General features: G+C 38.9%; 19 protein-coding genes, 2 tRNA genes and 1 other annotated feature. Of the genes, 20 read left to right on the forward strand and 1 reads right to left on the reverse strand.

What is annotated here, in order from left to right; genetic code table 11:
* The first annotated feature begins 2 nt into the window (after positions 1 to 2).
* The 7 genes from racE (at position 3) to AC2VNP_RS11980 (ending at position 4671) form a co-directional block, all read left to right on the forward strand.
* Positions 3 to 800, forward strand: a complete 798-nt coding sequence (gene racE / locus AC2VNP_RS11950) for a glutamate racemase (RefSeq protein ID WP_486917541.1) — start codon at positions 3 to 5, stop codon at positions 798 to 800.
* Positions 801 to 1059: 259 nt separating this feature from the next.
* Entirely contained in the window at positions 1060 to 2148 is a 1089-nt protein-coding gene (locus AC2VNP_RS11955) for a GerMN domain-containing protein (RefSeq protein ID WP_275117028.1), read from the forward strand.
* A gap of 186 nt (positions 2149 to 2334) precedes the next feature.
* Positions 2335 to 3111 (forward strand): ribonuclease PH, encoded by a 777-nt coding sequence (gene rph / locus AC2VNP_RS11960; protein ID WP_486917542.1) that lies wholly within the window; start codon positions 2335 to 2337, stop codon positions 3109 to 3111.
* Positions 3108 to 3701 carry an XTP/dITP diphosphatase gene (locus AC2VNP_RS11965; RefSeq protein ID WP_486917543.1) on the forward strand — a complete coding sequence of 198 codons (594 nt, stop codon included), beginning with the start codon at positions 3108 to 3110 and terminating at the stop codon, positions 3699 to 3701. The genes rph and AC2VNP_RS11965 overlap by 4 nt, the downstream gene beginning before the upstream one ends.
* A gap of 28 nt (positions 3702 to 3729) precedes the next feature.
* Positions 3730 to 4245, forward strand: a complete 516-nt coding sequence (locus AC2VNP_RS11970) for a metallophosphoesterase family protein (RefSeq protein WP_486917544.1) — start codon at positions 3730 to 3732, stop codon at positions 4243 to 4245.
* A gap of 272 nt (positions 4246 to 4517) precedes the next feature.
* Positions 4518 to 4591 (forward strand) — tRNA-Gly (locus AC2VNP_RS11975).
* A gap of 3 nt (positions 4592 to 4594) precedes the next feature.
* Positions 4595 to 4671 (forward strand) — tRNA-Arg (locus AC2VNP_RS11980).
* A gap of 344 nt (positions 4672 to 5015) precedes the next feature.
* Here the strand turns inward: AC2VNP_RS11980 and AC2VNP_RS11985 are convergent.
* Positions 5016 to 5393 carry a hypothetical protein gene (locus AC2VNP_RS11985; protein WP_486917545.1) on the reverse strand — a complete coding sequence of 126 codons (378 nt, stop codon included), beginning with the start codon at positions 5391 to 5393 and terminating at the stop codon, positions 5016 to 5018.
* A 411-nt stretch (positions 5394 to 5804) separates the two neighbouring features.
* Here AC2VNP_RS11985 and ilvE point away from each other — a divergent pair, with 411 nt between their 5' ends.
* From ilvE to lonB, 13 genes are all read left to right on the forward strand, one after another.
* Entirely contained in the window at positions 5805 to 6713 is a 909-nt protein-coding gene (gene ilvE, locus AC2VNP_RS11990) for a branched-chain-amino-acid transaminase (RefSeq protein ID WP_486917546.1), read from the forward strand.
* 54 nt (positions 6714 to 6767) lie between these two features.
* Complete coding sequence (ilvD, locus tag AC2VNP_RS11995; protein ID WP_486917547.1) at positions 6768 to 8435, forward strand: dihydroxy-acid dehydratase; 1668 nt, start codon at positions 6768 to 6770, stop codon at positions 8433 to 8435.
* A gap of 18 nt (positions 8436 to 8453) precedes the next feature.
* Positions 8454 to 8716 (forward strand) — a binding site (T-box leader).
* Between the two features lie 133 nt (positions 8717 to 8849).
* Positions 8850 to 10574 (forward strand): acetolactate synthase large subunit, encoded by a 1725-nt coding sequence (gene ilvB / locus AC2VNP_RS12000; RefSeq protein WP_486917548.1) that lies wholly within the window; start codon positions 8850 to 8852, stop codon positions 10572 to 10574.
* Positions 10571 to 11089, forward strand: coding sequence for an acetolactate synthase small subunit (ilvN, locus tag AC2VNP_RS12005; protein ID WP_216828844.1), 519 nt, complete (start codon positions 10571 to 10573; stop codon positions 11087 to 11089). Before ilvB ends, ilvN begins: the two co-directional genes overlap by 4 nt.
* A gap of 50 nt (positions 11090 to 11139) precedes the next feature.
* Positions 11140 to 12162: a ketol-acid reductoisomerase gene (gene ilvC, locus AC2VNP_RS12010; protein WP_486917549.1), complete on the forward strand. Its 1023-nt coding sequence runs from the start codon at positions 11140 to 11142 to the stop codon at positions 12160 to 12162.
* The gene (locus tag AC2VNP_RS12015; protein WP_486917550.1) at positions 12149 to 13696 is read left to right on the forward strand and encodes a 2-isopropylmalate synthase; all 1548 of its coding nucleotides are present in this window, start codon (positions 12149 to 12151) and stop codon (positions 13694 to 13696) included. The genes ilvC and AC2VNP_RS12015 overlap by 14 nt, the downstream gene beginning before the upstream one ends.
* Positions 13697 to 13734: 38 nt before the next feature.
* Positions 13735 to 14823, forward strand: coding sequence for a 3-isopropylmalate dehydrogenase (gene leuB / locus AC2VNP_RS12020; protein ID WP_486917564.1), 1089 nt, complete (start codon positions 13735 to 13737; stop codon positions 14821 to 14823).
* Positions 14824 to 14922: 99 nt separating this feature from the next.
* The gene (leuC, locus tag AC2VNP_RS12025; protein WP_486917551.1) at positions 14923 to 16335 is read left to right on the forward strand and encodes a 3-isopropylmalate dehydratase large subunit; all 1413 of its coding nucleotides are present in this window, start codon (positions 14923 to 14925) and stop codon (positions 16333 to 16335) included.
* Positions 16336 to 16410: 75 nt separating this feature from the next.
* On the forward strand, positions 16411 to 16995 hold the full coding sequence (gene leuD / locus AC2VNP_RS12030) for a 3-isopropylmalate dehydratase small subunit (RefSeq protein WP_486917552.1): 585 nt from the start codon (positions 16411 to 16413) through the stop codon (positions 16993 to 16995).
* Between the two features lie 318 nt (positions 16996 to 17313).
* Entirely contained in the window at positions 17314 to 18357 is a 1044-nt protein-coding gene (locus tag AC2VNP_RS12035; RefSeq protein WP_486917553.1) for a tetratricopeptide repeat protein, read from the forward strand.
* Positions 18358 to 18469: 112 nt separating this feature from the next.
* Positions 18470 to 19765 carry a trigger factor gene (gene tig, locus AC2VNP_RS12040; RefSeq protein ID WP_486917554.1) on the forward strand — a complete coding sequence of 432 codons (1296 nt, stop codon included), beginning with the start codon at positions 18470 to 18472 and terminating at the stop codon, positions 19763 to 19765.
* A gap of 652 nt (positions 19766 to 20417) precedes the next feature.
* Positions 20418 to 21683, forward strand: a complete 1266-nt coding sequence (clpX, locus tag AC2VNP_RS12045; RefSeq protein WP_275117043.1) for an ATP-dependent protease ATP-binding subunit ClpX — start codon at positions 20418 to 20420, stop codon at positions 21681 to 21683.
* 986 nt (positions 21684 to 22669) lie between these two features.
* A complete protein-coding gene (lonB, locus tag AC2VNP_RS12050; protein ID WP_486917555.1) occupies positions 22670 to 24343 on the forward strand; it encodes an ATP-dependent protease LonB in 1674 nt (557 codons plus the stop codon).
* The last annotated feature ends 133 nt before the right edge of the window (positions 24344 to 24476 follow it).

Raw genomic sequence — 24476 nt, forward strand, 5'->3', positions numbered from 1 at the left:
TTTTGGATAGACCGATTGGAGTTATTGATTCGGGACTTGGAGGATTAACCGTTGCAAAAGAAATTCTTCGACAGTTACCGAAAGAACAAATTGTTTATATTGGCGATACCGTTCGTTGCCCATACGGACCGAGACCCGCTGAAGAAGTGCGAGCTTTTACCTGGCAAATGATTGAACGTCTATTAAAAGAACGTATTAAGATGCTTGTCATCGCTTGTAATACAGCAACAGCTGTCGTCCTAGACGAAGTAAAAGAAAAGCTGTCCATACCTGTGATTGGGGTTGTACACCCAGGAGCGATTACAGCTCTTAAAGTAACGAAAAATGATCATGTAGCTGTTATTGGTACTACAGGAACAATTAAAAGTAAAGCTTATGATAAAGCTTTAAAAGATATTAATAGTAATATTAAAGTTGAAAGTATGGCCTGTCCGCCTTTTGTTCCATTAGTAGAACAAGGGATTTTTAAAGGCGAAGAAGCGATGAGGGTCGTTTCAGAAACATTACAACCATTACTGACTAATAAGTTTGATACGTTAATACTTGGATGTACACACTACCCGTTATTACGCGGGGTCATTCAACGTGTTGTAGGAAATGATATTACGTTAATTAGTTCTGGTGATGAGACAGCACGAGAAGTAAGTGCGCTTTTATATCATCAAGATTTACTTTATAAAGAAAATCGGAAACCGTCTCATATTTTTTACACGACAGGCGATCATGAAACATTTAAAAAGATCGCTAGTAGTTGGCTGAAAATTGACCTTGATCATGTGGAGACGATCTATTTAGGATAAAATCTTAACGAACCGAACCTAGACGCAAGTAATTAAAATCGCATTGGAGCGTAATCCAATGCGATTTTGTGTTTATCTACTTTTTACCTGCAGTTAATTTTCCTTCTGTAACGCAAAACTTAATTTAATGTTTCTCTTATGAAAACCGCATTCTAGCAAGTTTGTTTATAGACCTATTTTAATTTTGTAGACAAAGATGGTCTATTTTTGGAAAAGGCTCGTATACATACTAGTACAAACTACCTTAGGAGGGAAAAGAATGAGGAAATTGTTCAAAACAGGGGTCCCAACGCTGCTTCTTCTAACGTTAGTCGTATCTGGATGTTCCTTTGGCTCTAATAAAGCGATGCAGGAAATGGATACTCCTCAAATAAATTATGTTGATGAGGGAGAAGCGCTAGATGAGGAAACAGAATTAATTGGTTCTGAGGAACAGCCAATTGAAGAACAAGCAGAAACCGAAGAGGGACCAGTTGAAACGGTAACAAGAGAACTATACTTAATTGATCAAAATGGAATGGTGGTTTCAAAAACATTTGATTTACCAAAGACTCAAGGGGTCCTTAGACAATCATTAGAGTATTTAGTTGATGGCGGGCCGGTATCCAATCTATTACCGAGTGGGTTCCAAGCGGTATTACCTGCAGGAACTGAAGTAGATGTTCATTTTAAAGAAGATGAGCGTACAGCAGTAGCTGATTTCTCGGAGGAATTTAAGTCATATAATCCAGAACAAGAATTACAAATTCTTCAATCAATTACTTGGACATTGACTCAATTTGAGAATGTAGATAAAGTCCAAATTCGTATAAATGGGTACGATCAAGAAACGATGCCAGTCGGCAATACTCCAATTGGAGAAGGATATAGTCGAGCGAATGGAATTAATCTTGAAAAAAGCGAAGTAGCTGATGTGGTGAACAGTAAAGGGGTAACCCTTTACTTCCTTGCCCAAAATGGGGACAACACTTATTATGTACCAGTAACGAGACGAGTAAAGAATACAGATGACTCAATTAAGGAAGTCGTTAATCAACTACTAGCGGGTCCATCTATTTATTCTAACTTACTGACAGACATTCGCAACGGAGCAGAATTGCTCGATAGTCCGAAATATGAGAACGGTGTTGTAACGCTGAATTTTAATGAAGCCATTTTAAACCAAATGGAAAACACTGCGATTTCAGATGAGGTATTAAACTTAATCGTCTTGTCTTTAACAGAACAACCTGGCGTTGAAAAAGTAGCAATCGAAGTAAATGGTGAAGCAAAAGTATTAAAAGTATCTGGAGAGCCATTAACAGAGCCAGTTTCACGTCCGGTTAATGTGAATACAGGGAAGTTTTAATACACTATCATATTAGATTGAAGAAAAATTTGCTATAATAACGAAGTAGTAACGAAAAGGGGCAGCAACTTGCTGCCTTTTTACGTGGCTAAAGCTTTTTTACTATAAAAGAGCATTTCTCTTATAGAATGGATAGAAAAAGTTGATACTACATAAGTAAGGCTTTTCAAGGGAGGGTTTTATCAAATGAGAGTTGATAATAGAGAACAAGATCAATTAAGAAAAGTAGAAATTATAACAGACTATTTAATGCATCCTGAAGGGTCTGTACTTATTTCATTTGGAAACACGAAAGTAATTTGTACTGCATCGATTGAAGATCGTGTGCCGCCCTTTATGAGAAATCAAGGCAAAGGGTGGATTACAGCTGAATATTCAATGCTACCACGTGCTACAGAGCAGAGAAATATTCGTGAATCGTCAAAAGGAAAAGTTACTGGACGGACGATGGAAATACAACGTTTAATAGGTAGAGCGTTACGAACAGTTATAGATTTAGAAAAGCTTGGTGAGAGAACCGTATGGATTGATTGTGATGTTATCCAAGCAGACGGTGGTACACGTACAGCAGCAATAACGGGTGCTTATGTAGCTATGGTACTTGCATTACAAAAATATGTAGAGAAAAAGAAACTAACAGAATTACCAGTTACCGACTTTTTAGCTGCTGTTTCTGTAGGAATCGATCATGAGCATGGTGAAATATTAGATTTATGTTATAAAGAAGATGCTAGTGCTGACGTTGATATGAATGTAGTAATGACTGGTAAAGGTGAATTTGTAGAACTTCAAGGAACTGGAGAAGAAGCGACTTTTTCACGAAGTCAATTAGACAAATTACTGTATTTAGCTGAACTTGGCATTGAGGATTTAATTGCAAAACAGAAGCTCGCACTCGGTGATGGAATTACGAATAAGCTAGCAGAGAAAATAGAAGCTCCAAAAGGGGAAGTAACGGAATGAAGGAGATCATTGTAGCAACCAAAAATAAAGGCAAAGTAAAAGAGTTCGATGCCATCTTAGGTGAACTAGGCTACAAGGTTACTTCACTTTTTGACTATCCTAGCCTGCCAGAAGTTGAGGAAACAGGTACAACATTTGCTGAAAATGCAAAGTTAAAGGCTGTGACGATCGCAAACGCTCTTCAAAAGCCTGTGGTTGCAGACGATTCAGGACTGATTGTTGACGCTTTAGATGGAAAACCTGGTATCTATTCAGCCCGCTATGCAGGAGAAGAGAAAAACGATGCCGAAAATATTAAAAAGGTATTAGCAGAAATGAAGGGTATCCCTGAAAGTGAAAGAACAGCAAGATTTCATTGCACAATTGCACTAGCTTATCCAGACGGGCGAACCGAATGTTTTGAAGGAAATTGTGAAGGTAAAATAACAGAAGAACCAGTGGGAGATCATGGTTTCGGCTATGATCCAATCATGTACATAGAGGAAAAACAAAAAACGATGGCACAGCTAACGTCTGAGGAAAAGAATGCGATTAGCCATCGGGCGAAGGCACTTCAACAACTTAAAGAGAAATGGAAAGAGATCTCATAATAGTGGTGCGATGATGGGAGATGAGTTAATGGTTAGAATTTTAATTGTTAGCGATAGTCATGGCTGGAAAACAGAATTAGCAAATGTAATTGATCGTCATCGCGATGAAGTCAATTACATGATCCATTGTGGCGACTCCGAATTAGAAGCGGACGCAAAACAACTAGAGGGAGTAAATGTGGTCAGAGGCAATTGTGACTGGGGTGAGGATTTTCCTGAAGATGCGATGATCCAAATAACGGACGATATTTTACTTTATACAACCCATGGTCATCATTACAATGTAAAAATGACATATGTCCCGCTAAGCTATCGAGCGGAGGAAGTAGGGGCACAAATTGTTTGTTTCGGGCATTCTCATGTAGCAACAACCTTTAAAGAAAATGACGTTATCTATATTAACCCAGGGAGTTTAAGACTTCCTCGGAATCGAAAAGAACATACGTATTGCTTATGTACAATCGATAAGAACTCAGTCGATGTAACGTTTTACTCGGTAGAGGGCAATATAGTAGAAGAGTTATCTACTCGATATAACATGTAAGGATTAGAATGGACCGCTAGCATTGGCTGATTAATTGATAAAATTTAGAGACACTAATAAAATGTTATGAAATATGATATACTAGATAAAGTGGAAGAAGCGCCAAATCAAAAAGTCAGCCAATGCAAAAAAAATTCTACAGATTAGTTGACACTCATACCGAAACGTTATATACTAATAATTGTCGTTACAAACAGTCAGTAAGCGACGAGTTGCCTCGAGGAAGGTCTTCCTAGAAGAGAAAGAGGCATAACAAATAAAGTGAATAAACTGCGGGTGTAGTTTAATGGTAAAACCTCAGCCTTCCAAGCTGATGTCGTGGGTTCGATTCCCATCACCCGCTCCAACTGTCCCAGTAGCTCAGCAGGATAGAGCAACGGCCTTCTAAGCCGTCGGTCGGGAGTTCGAATCTCTCCTGGGACGCCACTACATAACGTATTCAGTACATCCTTATCAGAAGATAAGGATGTTTTTTATTTATTCAGGAATTTGAAGATGTATAGCTCCAGATGCCATCGGCTCGAGGTCGCTTCGGTCCATCAAGCGTGTCTAAAGAGCAGACACTTATTGCTGGCCCTCCTGCGTTGTCGCCGATCAACAGGCACCTTGGACTTTTCTATGTCTAGCTATACGAGACTTTAAAACAAAATTCATTGCCTATTTAGAAAAGCGCAAGCGCCTGGGTTATTAAACAATCTTGCTATTTAACGACAGACATGTACCAAAAAAAGACCGGTCCGAAAACCGGTCTCACCCTCTACTCTTTCTTCCTAGGATAATAATTGTCTATAGCTGCTCGCTTCTTGTTGGATCCGTAAAAGAGTAGACTTTAGATTTTCATTTAATTCTTCCTCGTTATAATATATTACTGTCCAACCATCTTTCTTCAATGCTCTTTCAAATTTTTCATCACCGGCTTGCTTTTCGTCAATGATCGCTATTCGAAAAGGAATAAGTGCTAGATTAATGACAAACCGGCCACATTCTAAATAAGGTGTTACATAATAATTTTGAGAAAACAGGGCTTGGTACAACTTTCGCTCACATTCTTTTTTACACTTATGTTCCTCTAAATTTACAGGTACGAGAAAAGGTGGTTTTTTTCTTCTCGTAGCTAGTGTCGGTAAAGAAACTTTTAGAAAGAACAATTTTTGAGTTTTCCATTTTATTTTTAACATAATCATCACCGACCCTAGTTTTTACTATTCTTTCTTTTCCTATTACAAAAGTAGAAAAAATCTTTTCAATTTAGTGAGAAAAAAATGTGTCCAATTACGTAATCCAGATGCAGTAATGATGTAAGCGGATACAATGATATTCATAAATCAAAATAGTCAAAAAATTTTAGAAAAAGTGGTTGACCAGCACTGATAATAGGCGTATTATAGTCCTCAAATACAAAATTGTTTGAAAAGAAAATTAACAAAAGCAGTGCATGAAAATTTTCAAGCACTTATAATTAATCACTTATACATGTGGTTAAGTCAAAATTGTGTACGTGTCTATAAAAAGAATTCTAAATTTTCTAACAATTGGTAGCATCAAGAGGAGTGTTTCGTATGAGTCAGCAATGGATTTATTTAAACGGGGAATTTGTCGAAAAACATAATGCGAAAATCTCAGTTTACGATCATGGATTTTTATACGGTGATGGTGTATTTGAGGGTATTCGTGTCTATGACGGTAATATATTCCAATTAAAAGAACATTTAGAACGCCTATATAATTCAGCGAAGTCAATTATGCTTAACATTCCTCATACACTTGAGGAGTTAACTCAGATCATCGTTGAAACGATAAAAGTAAATGAATTACAAGATGCTTACATTCGCCTCGTTGTTTCAAGAGGTGTAGGTAATTTAGGGTTAGATCCAGCATCATGTCCTACACCTAACGTCATAGTTATTGCTGAACAGTTAACCCTTTTCCCGAAAGAACTATATGAAAATGGTCTTGAAATTGTTACTGTTCCGACTAGACGTAATCGTCCAGATGTATTGAGCCCTAAAGTTAAATCTTTAAATTATTTAAATAATATTCTAGTAAAAATTGAGGCCTCATTAGCAGGAGTTAGTGAAGCATTAATGCTCAATAATGAGGGGTACGTAGCCGAAGGATCTGCAGATAATGTATTCATTGTTAAAGGAAATAAAATTCTTACGCCGCCTGGTTATGTAGGCGCACTTGAAGGGATTACGAGAAATGCGATTATCGACATCGCTTCAGATCTCGGGTACGACGTGAAAGAGGAGCCATTCACAAGGCATGATGTTTATGTAGCGGATGAAGTCTTTTTAACCGGAACTGCAGCTGAAGTTATTGCAGTTGTAAAGGTAGACGGAAGAGTCATTGGTGATGGAAAGCCTGGTAAAGAGACTAATAAGTTACTTAAAGCTTTCCGTAAAAAGGTAGTAGAAGATGGGGAAAAAGTATACACAGCAGTGAAATCACAAGTAGAAGTCAGCTAAAATACAGTTGAAGATACTAGCAAAAAATACAATAGATGTGGGAGAGAACAATATATGAGAAGTAATATGATTAAAAAAGGCATAGATCGCGCCCCACATAGAAGCTTACTAAGAGCGGCTGGGGTAAAAGAAGAAGATATGGATAAACCGTTTATCGGTGTTTGTAATTCCTACGTTGATATCATTCCAGGACACATGCATCTGAATAAATTTGCTGAAGTAGCAAAGCAAGCTATTCGAGAAGCTGGCGGTATCCCATTCGAGTTTAATACGATTGGTGTTGACGATGGGATTGCAATGGGACACATCGGAATGCGTTACTCCTTACCAAGTAGAGAAATAATCTGTGATTCAGCTGAAACGGTCATTAACGCTCACTGGTTTGATGGAGTATTCTACATTCCAAACTGTGACAAAATTACACCGGGAATGCTGATGGCAGCCGTTCGTACGAATGTTCCTGCAGTCTTCGTTTCTGGCGGACCAATGGAAGCAGGTAAAACGAAAGATGGAAAGAGTTTATCATTAGCATCTGTATTTGAAGGAGTTGGAGCATTTGCTTCAGGAAGTATGTCGCGTGAGGAATTACTAGAGATTGAACAATCTGCCTGTCCGACATGTGGATCCTGTTCAGGAATGTTTACAGCCAATTCAATGAATACCTTAATGGAAATGCTAGGTGTTGCCTTACCTGGAAATGGAACATTAGTTGCAACTTCTGAAGGTAGACATCAGTTAATTAAAGACGCTGCGAAGCACTTAATGACGTTGATTGAAAAGGATGTTCGTCCACGTGACATTATTACGAAAGAAACCATTGATGATGCATTTGCGTTAGATATGGCAATGGGTGGTTCTACCAATACAGTATTACACATATTAGCCATCGCTAATGAAGCTGAAATAGAATACAACATAAATGATATTAACAAAGTAGCGGAAAGAGTTCCTTATTTAAGTAAAATTAGTCCTGCCTCAGATTATTCAATGGACGACGTTCACAAAGCGGGAGGAGTAAGTGCAATTATTAAGGAACTATGTGAAATTGAAGGAGCTATTCATCCTGATCGTATTACGATTTCAGGTAAAACGATTTACGAAACAGTTAAGGATGCTGAAATTACGAATGATGATGTCATTCGCAGAAAAGATAACCCTTATAGTCCTGTAGGTGGATTATCCGTCCTATTTGGGAACCTCGCTCCAGATGGTGGAGTAATTAAAGTAGGGGCAGTTGATCCTTCGATTAAAGTGTTTGAAGGTGAAGCAATTGTCTACAACTCACAAGAGGAAGCACTTGAAGGGATCAATAATGGGGATGTAAAAGCTGGTCATGTCGTAGTCATTCGTTATGAAGGCCCTAAAGGTGGTCCAGGAATGCCAGAAATGCTAGCGCCGACTTCATCGATTGTTGGACGCGGTCTAGGTACAAAGGTTGCTCTCATTACAGACGGACGCTTTTCTGGTGCTTCAAGAGGAATTTCAATTGGACATATTAGTCCAGAAGCTGCTGAAGGTGGACCGATTGCATTTGTTGAAAATGGAGATAAGATTACTCTTGATTTAATAAATCGTTCTATCACATTAAATGTCGATGACAAAGAATTAGCCAATAGAAGAGAAAATTGGAAAGAGCCTGAGCCTAAAATTAAAAAAGGTTACCTCGCTCGTTATTCTAAGCTTGTCACATCTGCTAACACAGGTGGAGTTATGAAAATATAAACTTAAGATAAAATATCGATAAAAACGTTGAAGAGGAAAAGTAGTTGAAAAGGATCAGCATCCACAGAGAGCCGCTTGTGCTGAGAGGCGGCGATGCTCCTTTCGATGAACTCACCTCGGAGTGCCAATTCGAACGTAAGCTAGTAGGGTTGGTCGGGTGTTCACTGCACTCGTTATTAAAACTGGACGGTAAGTCATACTAACGTCCATGAGGTGACATTTGTAAAAGTGTCATAAAAAAGGGTGGTACCGTGGAAAGAGAACATCTTTTCACCCCTTCTGCTAGAACCGATGGGTTCATGATGGGGTGAGAAGGTGTTTTTTATTTGGTAATAAGAAAGGTATTTTCTTTCTTAAAATATATAAATTTTTTAATGACTTAAAAAATCAACTGGTAGTAGGGAGGAAGAAAAGGTGAGTACCAAGTTGAGAAACAAAGAGCTAAATGTAGTAGAGGAGAAGCAGCCAGTATCAGGGTCTAGTATGTTGATTAAAGCTTTAGCTAAAGAAGGTGTAGATGTTATCTTTGGCTATCCAGGTGGTGCAATTTTACCGACATATGATGAAATCTATAAATCAGGTATTCGTCATATTCTAGCTCGCCATGAACAAGGAGCTATTCACGCTGCAGAAGGGTACGCAAGGGTTTCAGGAAAACCAGGAGTCTGTATTGTAACATCAGGTCCAGGCGCTACAAATGTAGTTACAGGAATTGCCGATGCGATGATTGATTCTTTACCACTTGTTGTGATCACAGGTCAAGTTGCTACTTCGGTCATTGGAACAGATGCCTTTCAAGAAGCAGATATGATTGGTATTACAATGCCAATTACAAAACATAACTTTCAAGTAAGAACGATAGAAGACCTTCCAAGAATTATGAAGGAAGCATTCCACATTGCAACAACAGGGCGACCGGGTCCAGTCCTTATTGATTTACCTAAGGATGTTTCGGTGGCTACAGGTATATTTGATTATGACAAAGAAGTAGATTTACCAGGTTATCAACCGACGGTAGTCCCAAATAAATTGCAAATTAGAAAGCTTGCTGAAGCTGTTGCAGAAGCGAAAAAGCCATGTATTTTATCGGGGGCTGGGGTTCTTCATGCACATGCTTACGATGAATTATTTGAATATGCTGAAAAAATGCGTATTCCGGTTGCCAGTACGTTACTTGGGCTTGGGGCTTTTCCAGGTGAAAATGAACTGTTTTTAGGAATGGCAGGAATGCACGGAACATACGCGGCAAATATGGCTATACATCAAAGTGATCTACTTATTAGCATAGGTGCACGTTTTGACGATCGATTAACCGGAGCATTACAACATTTTGCACCAAATGCAAAAATTGCTCACATTGACATCGATCCAGCTGAAATTGGGAAAAACGTGGAAACACACATTCCGGTTGTTGGAGATGCGAAAGCGGCATTGAAAATGTTGTTGGAGGAAAATGGATCTGCTGGTGAAACAGGAGTTTGGTTAGCTGAGTTAGACAAAATGAAAGCTGAATATCCACTTTGGTACAAAGAAGATGGAGAAACGATTAAGCCACAAAAGCTTATGGAGTTAATCTATGAAGCAACAAATGGTGAAGCGATTGTCACAACGGATGTAGGCCAGCATCAGATGTGGGCTGCACAGTTCTTTAAGTTTAATAAACCAAATCGTTGGGTCACATCTGGTGGCTTAGGGACGATGGGCTTTGGTTTCCCTGCAGCGATTGGTGCACAATTCGCAGAACCTCATACACCTGTTATCTCTATATTAGGAGACGCAGGGTTTCAAATGACAGCTCAAGAGCTTTCTATCCTGCAAGATTTAAACTTACCAGTAAAGATCATTATCGTAAATAACTCTTCACTCGGTATGGTTCGTCAATGGCAGCAGCTTTTCTATGAAGAGCGCTACTCTAATTCAGTATTTAACACACAACCTAACTTTGTAAAACTAGCAGAAGCTTATGATGTAAAAGGAATGCGAATTGATAAAGTTGAGGATGTCAAAGGAGCATTAGAAGAGGCACTTGCACATGACGGTCCAGTCTTAATGGACTTTAGAGTTACTCAAGTAGAGAACGTATATCCAATGATTGCTCCTGGTAAAGGACAGCATGAAATGGAGGGAATTAAACCATGAAACGTACAATCACTGCTCTTGTAAATAATACGTCAGGTGTTCTAAATCGCATTACGGGGTTATTTGCTAGACGTAATTTCAATATTGAAAGTATTACGGTAGGAATTACAGAAAATCCATCGATATCTAGAATGACGTTTGTCGTAGTAGTAGATACGATTGGAAACATCGACCAAGTAATAAAACAGTTAAACAAACAAGTAGATGTTCTAAAGGTAAGAGACATAACCGATGAACAAACCGTTGCTAGAGAATTAGCATTAATAAAAGTGGGTGTAACACCACAACAAAGAGCTGAAATTGGAGCTCTTGTCAATCCATTTAGAGCATCAATCATTGATGTTGGTCGTGAAAATATGACCATTGAAATTACTGGAGATCACGAAAAAGTCGAAGCATTGTTAGACCTTCTTAAACCATATGGAATACAAGACCTTGCTCGTACTGGAATTACTGCCCTTAAGCGTGGGACAAAAAGATCTCTTGATGCCAACAGAATTACGCTAATTAATTAACTATTAATTTTATAAAAACTAAATTTACTATAAAAGAGGAGAGATTTATTATGGCAAACATCTATTATAACGGAGATATCAACGAAGGCGTATTACAAGGAAAAACAGTTGCAATTATCGGATACGGTTCTCAAGGTCATGCACATGCACAAAACCTACGTGAAAGTGGAGTAAGTGTAGTTGTAGGTTTACGCCCAGGTAAATCTTGGGACCAAGCAGTAAGTGACGGGTTTGAGGTACTTACAGTTCAAGAAGCAGCAGCGAAAGCTCAAGTCGTTATGATCCTTCTTCCAGATGAAAACCAACCGAAAGTTTATAAAGAGTCTATCTTACCAGAATTAACAGCAGGTAAAGCGTTAGTGTTTGCACACGGATTTAACGTACATTTCAACCAAATTAAACCACCTGCTGATGTAGATGTATTCTTAGCAGCTCCTAAAGGTCCAGGACATCTAGTTCGTCGTACGTACACTGAAGGTGCTGGTGTACCAGGTTTAATCGCTGTATATCAAGATGCTACAGGTCAAGCTAAAGAGCTTGCATTAGCCTACGCAAAACAAATTGGTTCTGCACGCGGTGGAGTAATTGAAACGACATTCCAAGAAGAAACAGAAACAGATCTTTTCGGTGAGCAAGCAGTACTTTGTGGAGGAACTTCAGCTCTAGTAAAAGCTGGTTTTGAAACGTTAGTAGAAGCAGGTTACCAACCTGAAGTTGCTTACTTCGAATGTTTACATGAATTAAAGCTTATCGTTGACTTAATGTACGAAGGTGGACTTGAGTACATGCGTTATTCAATCTCTGACACAGCTCAGTGGGGTGACTTTGTTGCTGGGCCGCAAATCGTAACAGAAGATACGAAAAAAGCAATGAAATCGATTTTAAGTGATATCCAAACAGGTAAATTTGCTAAAGGCTGGATCTTAGAAAACCAAGCAAATCGTCCAGAGTTTACAGCAATCAATGAAAGTGAGAAAAAACATCCAATTGAAGTGGTTGGTCGCGAGCTTCGTGAAATGATGCCTTTCGTCAAGGCCAAATCAAAAGGAGTGGTAGGTAGTGCGAAAAATTGATGTATTCGATACAACTTTAAGAGACGGTGAGCAATCCGCAGGTGTCAATTTAAACTTTGAAGAAAAACTGGAGATTGCTAGACAGTTAGAGCGACTAGGGGTCGATATCATTGAAGCCGGGTTCCCGGCTTCATCCCCTGGAGATTTTAAGTCTGTTAAAGCGATTGCAGACCTTGTAAAAGGCAGTTCGGTAACTGGATTGTCAAGAAGTGTACAATCGGATATCGATGCAGCTTGGGAAGCACTAAAAGGTGGAGTCGATCCAAGAATTCATGTATTTATCGCAACATCTCCTATTCATATGACACATAAACTGCGGATGACACCAGACCAAGTGATCGAAAATGCCGTTGCTTCTGTAAAATATGCTGCCAAAAGGTTCCCTAAAATTCAATGGTCTGCTGAAGATGCTTGTCGATCTGATCTAGATTTTCTAGTTCGCATTATTGAGCAAGTAATTGATGCGGGTGCTTCCGTCATTAACATCCCAGATACAGTCGGGTATATCACTCCGAAAGAAATTACGCATATTTTCAGCTATTTAAAAGAAAACGTACCTAATATGCACAAAGCCAAACTTTCCACGCACTGCCATGATGATTTAGGGATGGCAACAGCAAACTCACTAGCGGCGATTGAAGCAGGTGCAGATCAAGTAGAAGGAACGATCAATGGAATTGGTGAACGAGCTGGAAATGCCTCTTTAGAAGAGGTTGCAGTAGCTCTTCATATCCGAAATGATTTTTATAAGGCAGCAACCGGCCTGACATTAAAAGAAGTAAAACGAACGAGTTCATTAGTTAGTAAACTAACAGGTATGGTCGTACCTAATAACAAGGCTGTTGTCGGTAATAATGCATTTGCTCACGAATCGGGTATTCACCAAGATGGTGTCCTTAAAGAGAAAACGACTTACGAAATTATCACACCAGAACTAGTGGGTGTTTCATCAAACCGTATGGTACTCGGAAAACATTCAGGCCGCCATGCGTTTAAAGACAAAATTAGAGAACTCGGTTACACAGCGACTGACGAACAAATTAATAAAGTCTTTAAAGCATTTAAAGAACTTGCAGATAAGAAAAAAGAGATCACAGAAGATGATATTTTCGCTCTTATGACAGAAGAGAAAATTGGTGCAGCTGTTCAATACTATGAGGTTGACAGCTTACAAGTGAACTACGGTACTACAAATATCCCGACAGCGACGATTACAATGAAAATGCCTGACGGTGAAATCGTTCAAGAAGCAGCAACAGGTTCGGGAAGTGTTGAAGCAATTTATAACACGCTTGAACGCATCATTGCATCACCTGTTAAGCTTTTAGACTATCGTATTCAATCAATCACTGGTGGCAGAGATGCATTAGCAGAAGTATACGTTAAAGTTCGCTTCGACGGTACAGAAACAAGTGGCCGTGGAACAGCACATGACGTATTAGAAGCATCTGCTAGAGCTTATATAAATGCTGTAAATCGTGTGTTAAATCGAAGATCACGTGAACTAGATCCAGTAGAACAAGTGAACTTGTAATGGATGAATGAGTGGGAGATGAGTGGGAGATGAGTGAATTGAAAAAAAAGATAACCGTTTTACCTGGTGACGGGATTGGCCCTGAGGTCATCCAAGGGGCTCTTCAAGTACTAGACGCAATAGCAAACAAATACAATCATGAATTTGAATATACTTACGCTAAAATTGGTGGAATTGCAATCGATGAGTGTGATACTCCACTTCCACAAGAAACGATTGATGCTTGTAAAGCAAGCGATGGGGTTCTTCTTGGAGCTGTTGGAGGACCGAAGTGGGATACGTTGCCTGGTCATATGAGACCTGAAAAAGGCTTACTCGGTATCCGTAAAGAGTTAGACCTTTTTGCTAATTTACGCCCAGTAACTGCACATGACAGTCTAGCTGATTCTTCAACATTAAAGAGGGAAGTTATTGACGGTGTAGACTTAATGATCGTTCGTGAATTAACAGGTGGCTTATACTTTGGAGAACCGCGTGAACGTCGCGAAGAAGGTGACGATTTAGTTGTTGTAGATACGTTAGCTTACAAACGCAGTGAGATTGAACGTATTATGAAGCAAGGGTTTGAATTAGCAAGAGTCCGTAATAAGAAGTTAACTTCAGTAGACAAAGCGAATGTCTTAGAATCAAGCCGTGTATGGCGAGAAGTTGCTATTGAAGTAGGAAAAGAATATCCAGATGTTGAGTTAGATCATATGCTTGTGGATAATGCAGCGATGCAGTTAATCCGCAATCCAAAACAGTTTGATGTAATGGTAACGGAGAACATGTTTGGAGATATTTTAAGTGATGAAGCTTCGATGCTTACGGGGTCACTAGGGATGCTTCCTTCTGCAAGTATCGGAAGCGGTGGACCAGGTCTATATGAACCTATTCACGGATCAGCTCCTGACATTGCAGGACAAAACAAAGCGAATCCGCTTGCCACAATCGCTTCGGTTGCTATGATGCTTAAATATTCTTTTGGAATGGCTGAAGAAGCAAATACAATTGATCAAGCAATTAGTGAAGTACTAGAAGCCGGTTTCCGCACAGGTGATATCGCAAATCCAGGGGAAGAAGTTCTTTCAACGACAGAAATGACAGCAAAAGTCATAGAGTTAATCAAAGGGGAAGTAGTCGTATAAAGTTCGTTTACCGCAGAGGGAAGAAGGTCCGAGAGTAAATGAGGATCTCGGATCTTTGGACCTCTCTATATGGAAAATATGAAAGTGAGGAAGAGGAGAATGACACCAAAAACAATTATCGAAAAGATTTGGGAAAACCATACGGTTCTAGATGAGCCCGGTAAACCGAATCTATTATATATTGATTTGCATATGGTTCATGAAGTTACTTCACCGCAAGCGTTTGAAGGTCTTCGAATTAATGGTCGAAAAGTCCGCCGTCCGGATTTAACGTTTGCTACAATGGATCACAACGTGCCGACAGTCGACCGATTTAATGTGACAGACCCTATTGCGAAAAAGCAAATGGAAACGTTAGAAAACAACTGTAATGAATTTGGTATTACGGTTGCCGGTATTGATAGTCCTGATAACGGGATTGTTCATGTTATTGGACCAGAGCTCGGCTTGACACAACCAGGAAAAACGATCGTTTGTGGTGATAGTCATACAGCTACCCACGGTGCCTTCGGTGCATTAGCATTCGGAATTGGTACGAGTGAAGTAGAGCATGTGTTAGCAACGCAAACGTTGTGGCAAAGTAAACCGAAAACGTTAGAAGTACGTGTTAATGGACGTCTTTCACAAGGAATTACAGCAAAAGATGTGATTTTAGCAATCATCTCTAAGTTCGGTGTAGATTTCGGAACTGGATATGTTATGGAATATACAGGGGAAGCAATCCACGGAATGACGATGGAAGAACGTATGACGATCTGTAATATGTCAATTGAAGCTGGAGCAAAGGCTGGTTTAATTAGTCCTGACCAAGTGACATATGATTATTTAAAAGGCCGCGAGTATGTTCCTGAAGGTGAAGAGTTTGATAAAGCAGTTGAAAAATGGAAAGCCTTAGCGACAGATGAAGGTGCAGTTTATGATAAATCTGTTGTGATTGAAGCAGATGAAATTCAACCAATGGTAACTTGGGGTACAAACCCAGCACAAGGTATTGGCATCCATCAGCCGATCCCAAGTCCAGATGACGTTGAAGCGACATCAGAGAAAAAAGCAATTGAGCAAGCGCTTGAGTACATGGGGCTAAAGCCTGGAACAAAAATGTCAGAAGTTGCTATTCAACACGTATTTATCGGATCATGTACGAACTCCCGCATGAGTGACCTTCGAGCAGCAGCAGCAGTTGCGAAAGGAAGAAAAGTGGCAGAAGGTGTTCGTGCAATTGTTGTACCTGGTTCACAAAAAATCAAACAACGTGCTGAAGATGAAGGATTAGATAAAATCTTTATCGAGGCCGGTTTTGAATGGCGTGAATCTGGATGTAGTATGTGTCTAAGTATGAACCCAGATTTTGTTCCTGAAGGAGAGCGTTGTGCGTCTACTTCAAACCGTAACTTTGAAGGGCGTCAAGGTAAAGGGGCAAGAACGCATCTTGTAAGTCCAGCGATGGCTGCAGCAGCGGCAATCAACGGCAAATTTGTCGATGTTCGTACGTTAGAAAAATCCCCAGTTTAATTTATTATCTAAAAATCGCTGAGGCGTAATTCTAATAAAATCAATCTTTATCAATAGTAGAAGAAGGTGGAATATATGGAACCTATCGTTGTTCATACAGGAAAAGCGGCAGGAATGAATCGTGTTAATGTAGATACGGATCAAATCATTCCGAAACAGTTTTTAAAGCGTATCGAGCGTACTGGTTTTGGAAAGTTTTTATTCTTTGACTGGCGTTATAATGCTGACGGGACAGACAACCCGAACTTTGAATTAAACCAGCTTCATAATCAAGGTTCAACGATTCTAGTAGCAGCACATAACTTTGGGTGCGGGTCATCTCGTGAACATGCGCCTTGGGCATTGCAAGACTATGGATTTAAAGTAATTATCTCACCAAGCTTTGCGGATATCTTTTACAATAACTGTTTCAAAAATGGGATCCTACCGATTCGTTTAGATGAAAATCAAGTTTATGAACTGATTGAAAAAGCAGACAAAGATATTTACGAACTGACTGTAAATCTTAAAGAGCAAAAGATTACAGATGCTGAAGGATTTGAAGCTTCTTTTGAAATCGATCCATATTGGAAAGAAATGCTTTTAAACGGCTGGGATGAAATCGGATTAACATTACGTTATGAAGATAAGATCACTGAATACGAAAAAGCAAATGCTTAATTTAGACAGAGCTGAGGAGTATTTCCTCAGCTTTTCAGTCTCTTTAGTTCTATTGCAGATCATAAAATAAACAAAAAATGGGAAAATAAGCGTAATACCTTCTAGATCCTCGATTTAGGAGGTAAAATAAAACGGTATATTGTAAACGCTTCCATACAAAGGGTACATGTTGAGAGTTATTTAATTTTCTCTATATTTTTTTCGAGATTTTAAGCTAGACTTTACACTAGTTTCTACTATATAAAGGTTTGTATTTCAAGTTACTACCTGTTAGACTTATTAGTAAATGATCAATAAATCCAAGAGTGGAGCGTTCATATGAATGATGAAACGAAAAGTAAAGAACAAAATGTGATTCCATTCCCTGGAGTTGGTGAAAAACTAGTTGAGAAAGGAATGGCTTCACTAAAGGAGAAACGTTTAAATGATGCATTAGACGATTTTCAACAAGCATTAAAATACGATCAAATACACCCTCAAGCTCGTTACGGAGTTGTTCTTACATATATTGAATTAGGTCAGCTTGATGAGGCGGTAGCAGAGAGTAAGCGAATGCTTCAAGAGGGGATCGGAGATTATTTTGATGTTTTACAAGTTCATGTCTCTTTACTAGTACAATTAGCGTGTTACGAAGAAGTGGTGACGATGCTCGAAGCAGTGTTAGCTGAAGGAAAAGTCCCTTCAAACCAAGCTGAGACGTTGTACCAATTATTACACTTTAGTCGTCAAATGAGTGAAGATGAACCTATTATAGAGGATACAGTGATCAACCTCCAAGAAAAAGAGGAGGAGCCGCCAATTGAGCTTTTGAACTTGCTAGAAGATCCCGATGTAAAAAAACAATGGGCAGCTATTCAAAAGCTGAAGAAATACAACCATCCACATGTCTTAGAAAAATACTTAGAATACCTTAAAGATGAAGAAAAAGATCTAGTCCTTAAAACATTTATCTTACAAAGTCTAAAAGATAAGAAAATAGAAGAACCAGTTGAAATTAGGAAACTAGGCCAAATTAAATACATAAATCCTCAACAATTAAATGATCTATTTGAAAATCCTTTTGGTCAAAAAGTGGCTAGTATTATTACATATCAGTTAGAACAAGACAATCCGAGCTTAAAAGACATGGTGTTGCAATTATGGTGGCAGTTTTTATTTGCACTAGTTCCCTTTCTCCCGCAGCCACAAGATGAGAACATTTGGGCAGGGGCTGTTCATCTAGTAGTGATAGAAAGCTTAGGTGGCGAATTTGATGAAAATGAAATTTCAGACCTGTACAATGTTAATGTACAAGAGTTAGTAAAGGCGGCCAATGAACTCGTTGAAGTCGAAGAGCAGGTATTTCAAGGGGTTGAGATGTAAATCTGTATTGAACTTTTCTTGAAATGCTTCTCTAGTATGTTATAATAGAGTGGTTGTCAAGTATATATATTAGTCGGAATGAATGTATTTATAAGTTGGAGGGAAATAATTAATGACTGCTAAATGGGAAAAGTTAGAAGGAAACAACGGTGTCTTAACTATCGAAGTTGACGCTGAAAAAGTAGATGTAGCTTTAAATGAAGCATTTAAAAAAGTTAGTCAAAAAGTAAATGTACCTGGATTCCGTAAAGGGAAAATTCCTCGTCCATTATTCGAGCAACGTTTTGGTGTAGAGTCTTTATACCAGGATGCTCTTGATATTTTATTACCAGAAGCTTATATGGCTGCAATTCAAGAAACAGGTATTGAGCCTGTAGATCGTCCTGACATCGATGTCGAGCAAATGGAAAAAGGTTCAAGCCTAATTTTCAAAGCGACAGTAGTTGTAAAACCGGAGGTAGAACTTGGTGAATACAAAGGCTTAGAAGTTGAAGCTGTTGACACTACAGTTACTGATGAAGATGTAGATGCAGAGTTAAAGCAAATTCAAGAGCGTCAAGCTGAGCTTGTTGTTGTTGAAGAGGGTACTGTTGGTGAAGGTGATACAGCAGTTATCGACTTTGAAGGATTTATTGATGGAGAAGCTTTCGAAGGTGGAAAAGGTGATAACTATCCACTAGAAATTGGTTCTGGTCAATTTATTCCAGGATTTGAAGAGCAATTAATCGGCTTAAAATCTGGTGAAGAAAAAGATGTTGAAGTTTCTTTCCCTGAAGAATATCATTCAGAAGACTTAGCTGGAAAAGCTGCTACATTCAAAGTAACACTTCACGAAGTTAAGCGTAAAGAGCTTCCTGAGCTTAACGACGAGTTTGCTAAAGATGTAGATGAAGAAGTTGAAACTCTTGAGGACTTAAAGAAAAACTTAAGAGAAAAATTAGAAACATCTAAAGCTCAACAAGCAGAAAATCAAAAACGTGATACTGTTGTTGAAAAAGCAGCAGAAAACGCAACGGTTGACATCCCAGCTGCAATGGTTGAGACGGAAACAGACCGTATGCTTCAAGAGTTTGGACAACGCCTGCAAATGCAAGGTATGAACCTTGAAATGTATGCTCAATTCACAGGTACTGACGAAGCTGGTATGCGTGAACAGTTCAAAGCAGACGCTGAGAAGCGTGTAAAAGTTAACTTAACATTAGAGGCAATTGCACAAGCTGAAAATATCGAAGTAACTGACGAAGATGTTGACAAAGAGCTTGAGAAAATGTCTGAAATGTACAAGCGTTCTGTAGAGGAAATTAAATCTTTACTTGCTGCTCAAGGCGGTACAGACGCGATTAAAGAAGACTTAAAAGTACAAAAAGCAGTAGAACTACTTGTAGAAAATAGTAAAACTGCAGAATAATAAACAAAGAACAAGGCGCGAAGTATCGTGCCTTGTTTTACATATATTAAGAGATAATGTGTTATGTTATACATATATAGGAAAAGCGGAAGCGCCCGTTTAGCGACGTACGGACTGGAGGGCATCGTATGAGATAAAGGAAACACGGCGATTGGTAGTGAGTCGATGTTGACTTATCGTAAGGAGATGAACGAAGTCACGCTAGTCGTTGGGCGCTGGAGCTAGACATCTTCGAATATTCTTATCTTAAAAAAGTAATGAACTGGAAAATGCAAGTATGATTTTCGCTTTAGTTGAACAAGATGAATAGAAACGTCTTCTGTTTGATACATAATTTTAAAAGGTAAAAAAGAAAGAGGATTTTTTACCAGTAATCTTGAATGTACTATAGCATAGAAATTTTTACTGACATCAATTTGTAAGGCAATTTCTTTTGTTTCATTACATAAGCTTTACTATTAACGCTTCGTTACAATTTTGTGATACAATGCTATACATAATTGGAGCAAATTAGAATGTTTCTATAATAAAACACTTGATTGGTGACTTTCTAAGATTGAGGTATTCTCATTCATAAATTGGTGATGTGATGTCGGTAAGCCAATGATGGAAAGATGCATCGGAGTGGTACAATTCTGTAAGGGGTGATACGATGTTTAAATTTAATGATGAAAAGGGACAGTTGAAGTGTTCTTTTTGTGGAAAAACGCAAGATCAAGTTCGTAAATTAGTAGCGGGACCAGGCGTTTATATATGTGATGAATGTATCGAGTTATGTACAGAGATCGTTGAAGAGGAATTGGGAACAGAAGAAGAAGTTGAGTTCCAAGAAGTTCCTAAACCCCATGAGATTCGTGAAATTTTAGATGACTATGTTATTGGTCAAGATAGTGCGAAAAAGTCACTATCCGTAGCTGTGTACAATCACTATAAGCGTATTAATTCTCTTGGTAAATCTGCAGAAGATGTTGAGCTCGCTAAAAGTAACATTGCACTAATTGGACCTACCGGTAGTGGTAAAACATTATTAGCTCAAACGTTAGCGAGAATTTTAAATGTTCCATTTGCAATTGCAGATGCGACTTCTTTAACTGAAGCAGGTTATGTTGGGGAAGATGTTGAAAACATTCTCTTGAAATTAATTCAAGCTGCTGACTACGACGTAGAAAAAGCAGAAAAAGGAATTATTTATATTGACGAAATTGATAAAGTAGCACGTAAATCAGAAAATCCATCGATTACTCGTGATGTATCTGGTGAAGGTGTTCAACAAGCATTACTTAAAATTCTTGAAGGAACAACGGCGAGTGTACCTCCACAAGGCGGCAGAAAGCATCCACATCAAGAATTCATTCAGATTGATACGACAAATATTCTCTTTATTTGTGGTGGAGCGTTTGATGGAATCGAACAAATTATTAAACGTCGCTTAGGTAAAAAGGTCATCGGTTTCGGTTCAGATATGAAACAAGAAGACTTAAAGCCAGGTGAATACTTAACAAAAGTTCTTCCAGAAGACTTATTACGCTTTGGATTAATTCCGGAATTTATCGGTCGTTTACCAGTTATTTCAAGTTTGGAGCCTTTGGATGAAGGAGCTCTTATTGAAATCTTAACGAAACCAAAGAACGCACTAGTCAAACAATATGTAAAGTTATTAGAGATGGACGATGTTGAACTTGAATTTACAGAAGACGCACTTAGTGCAATTGCGAACAAAGCAATTGAGAGAAAAACAGGTGCACGTGGTCTCCGTTCTATCATTGAAGGAATCATGTTAGACGTAATGTTCGACTTACCGTCAAGAGAAGATATTGCGAAATGTGTCATCACAAAAGAAGCAGTTGAAGATAACCAAATGCCAAAACTGCTCACAAAAGATGGCGACGAAATCGAAGTACCAAAAGAAAGCGCCTAAAACTAACATTAAAGAAGCTGACCCCGTCAGCTTCTTTTTTACACATTAGAAGTAAAAAATTTTAACATAGATGGTTCTCGACGAGGGTGAAAATTTTAAAGTACCAAGTATAAGGGCAACTGCGCCTAATCTTTGTCCGTCCCTAAGGCCCGCCAGTCGGCGAGTTCTCTTTATGAAAGAAGGAGTTTATAAAATCGAAGCTGCCTAGTTACAGCCCTAGTGAGTGACTAGCAACACTTCGCTCAACCTTCTTATGATACGTCAGTATGGCTTACTAAAAATGTCACCGTGATTGCGTTTACTTTCCGGTGGAAGGAAAGAAGACGTTCATTGTAATCATTTTTTCTTATAACTTTTTTACGGACTGAGAGGCCTTTATATTAATGAAAGCCTCATATTTAGATATTTCGCGGTCTCACAGGCCTTTATTTAACCAAAATCATTAACAAATATTACGAATAGTAGTAAATAAGGGCTTCTGAGTCCTCTAAATTAGGAAAAGCTAGACTTTCGACAGGAATAAGGGCCTGTGTGTCCGCTAATTTACTTTGGGTGTGGGTTGGACTCGCTTCAATATAAGTCTAAGTTGACTAAGTTGAGGCTTATGTTTGCATTCTCCTAATTATAGATATCAATTTAATTAAACTGTATTTTAGACACGGAATTTTACTTATAATGGATAATATTAATGTTAAACCAATATTTAGATCAGGAATTCCCCTATATGTGGGAATAAGCATAACTAAACGAATATAATAAAAAGAGAGGCTGCCGCAATTAATGGTGCTCTCCTTCTTATCCACTGCTCTATTGACTTAATGCACAGATATTTTACTTCTTCCTTTCATTCATTCGCATTTTTCCGCCACTTCTATGCGTTTTTTATTATTAACAGAAATAGGCAAGTTTTTCTGCGTTTACCTCCAAAGACATCAAAGCATACTAAAAGAAAATGTCATACATAAACTCAAACAGGGGGTACTTGAATGAATTGGACAGGCATTGCACTACTCATACAATTAGTATTCGGGACAATTATTGGACTGTATTTTTGGAATTTATTAAAGAGCCAGCGCAATCAGAAGACGTCGGTTGATAGAGAGTCACGTAAAGAAATGGATCATCTCCGGAAGCTTAAATCAATTACATTAAGTGAACCTTTATCAGAGCGTGTTCGTCCAGGGAACTTTGACGAAATCGTCGGGCAAAAAGAAGGGATCCGCGCATTACGCGCTGCCCTTTGTGGTCCTAACCCTCAACACGTCATCGTCTACGGACCTCCAGGTGTCGGGAAAACGGCTGCTGCACGACTCGTATTAGAAGAAGCAAAGAAAAACGCAAAAACACCATTTAAACAAGATGCAGTCTTCGTTGAATTAGACGGAACAACGGCTCGTTTTGATGAACGTGGTATCGCAGACCCTTTAATCGGTTCTGTCCATGATCCGATTTATCAAGGGGCTGGAGCAATGGGACAAGCTGGTATTCCGCAACCGAAGCAAGGGGCAGTAACGAAAGCGCACGGCGGGGTACTATTTATTGACGAGATTGGTGAATTACACCCAATTCAATTAAACAAACTGCTAAAAGTACTTGAAGACCGAAAAGTATTTTTAGAAAGTGCTTATTATAACGAAGATAATCAAAATATCCCTAGACATATTCATGAAATATTCCAAAAAGGATTGCCAGCAGACTTTCGTTTAATCGGGGCAACAACGCGTAATCCTCAAGAGTTACCACCAGCCTTACGATCACGTTGTTTAGAAGTATATTTTAGAGCTCTAACGCAAGAAGAAATCGTAACAATCGCGAAAAAATCTGTCGATAAGATTGGTTTTGATGCGGATGAAGGTGTATTAGAAAAAATAGGCGGATATGCAACGAACGGACGGGAAGCAGTAAATGTTATACAAATCGCAGCCGGAATAGCAACAGGTGAAGATCGAAAAGCGATCACCCTTGCAGACGTTGAATGGGTGATTCAATCAAGTCAATTATCACCAAGACCAGAACGAAAAATTTATCCTGAACCACAAATTGGTATCGTCAATGGTCTGGCAGTATTCGGTCCTAATCTAGGCGCTCTCATGGAAATTGAAGTAAATGTTATTTCAGTAACAAAAGGTAAAGGTACGATCAACGTTACAGGTATCGTAGAAGAAGAAAGCTCAGGAAGCCAAGCCCGTTCCGTACGAAGAAAAAGTATGGCGAAAGGTTCGGTAGAAAATGTAGTTACAGTTTTACGAAAAATGGGTATACCTACTAGTGACTTCGATATTCATGTGAATTTTCCAGGAGGAACGCCGGTTGATGGTCCATCAGCAGGTATCGCGATCGCTACAGGGATTTTCTCAGCGATTAGAGAAGTTAAAATAAGTAATAAAGTTGCGATGACAGGTGAGCTTGGTATTCACGGAACGGTAAAACCTATCGGTGGAGTCGTCGCTAAAGTAGAAGCAGCAATCCAAGCGGGTGCGGAAACGGTCATTATCCCGAAAGAAAATGAACAAGCGATCTTAAAAGAATTAGGAGAGGTCAATATCATTCCTGTAACAACTATTCAAGAGGTGTTTGATATCGCATTATTGCAAGAAAAAGAAGAAGAAGAAGTCATCCCTGCAAGCGGGGCAGTTTCCTCTCCAGCTGCATCTGTATAATGAATTAAAAATAGGAGCGATGCAAATAAGACTCGCTCCTTACTTCCTTTGACAAGGTTTTAATCTAATGGAAACGGAAAGGGTTTGGCGATTGGATAGTCGTCAATATCCTCTTCGTTATCAAAAAGCTATT

The sequence above is a fragment of the Alkalihalobacterium sp. TH-98 genome, assembly GCF_057473385.1.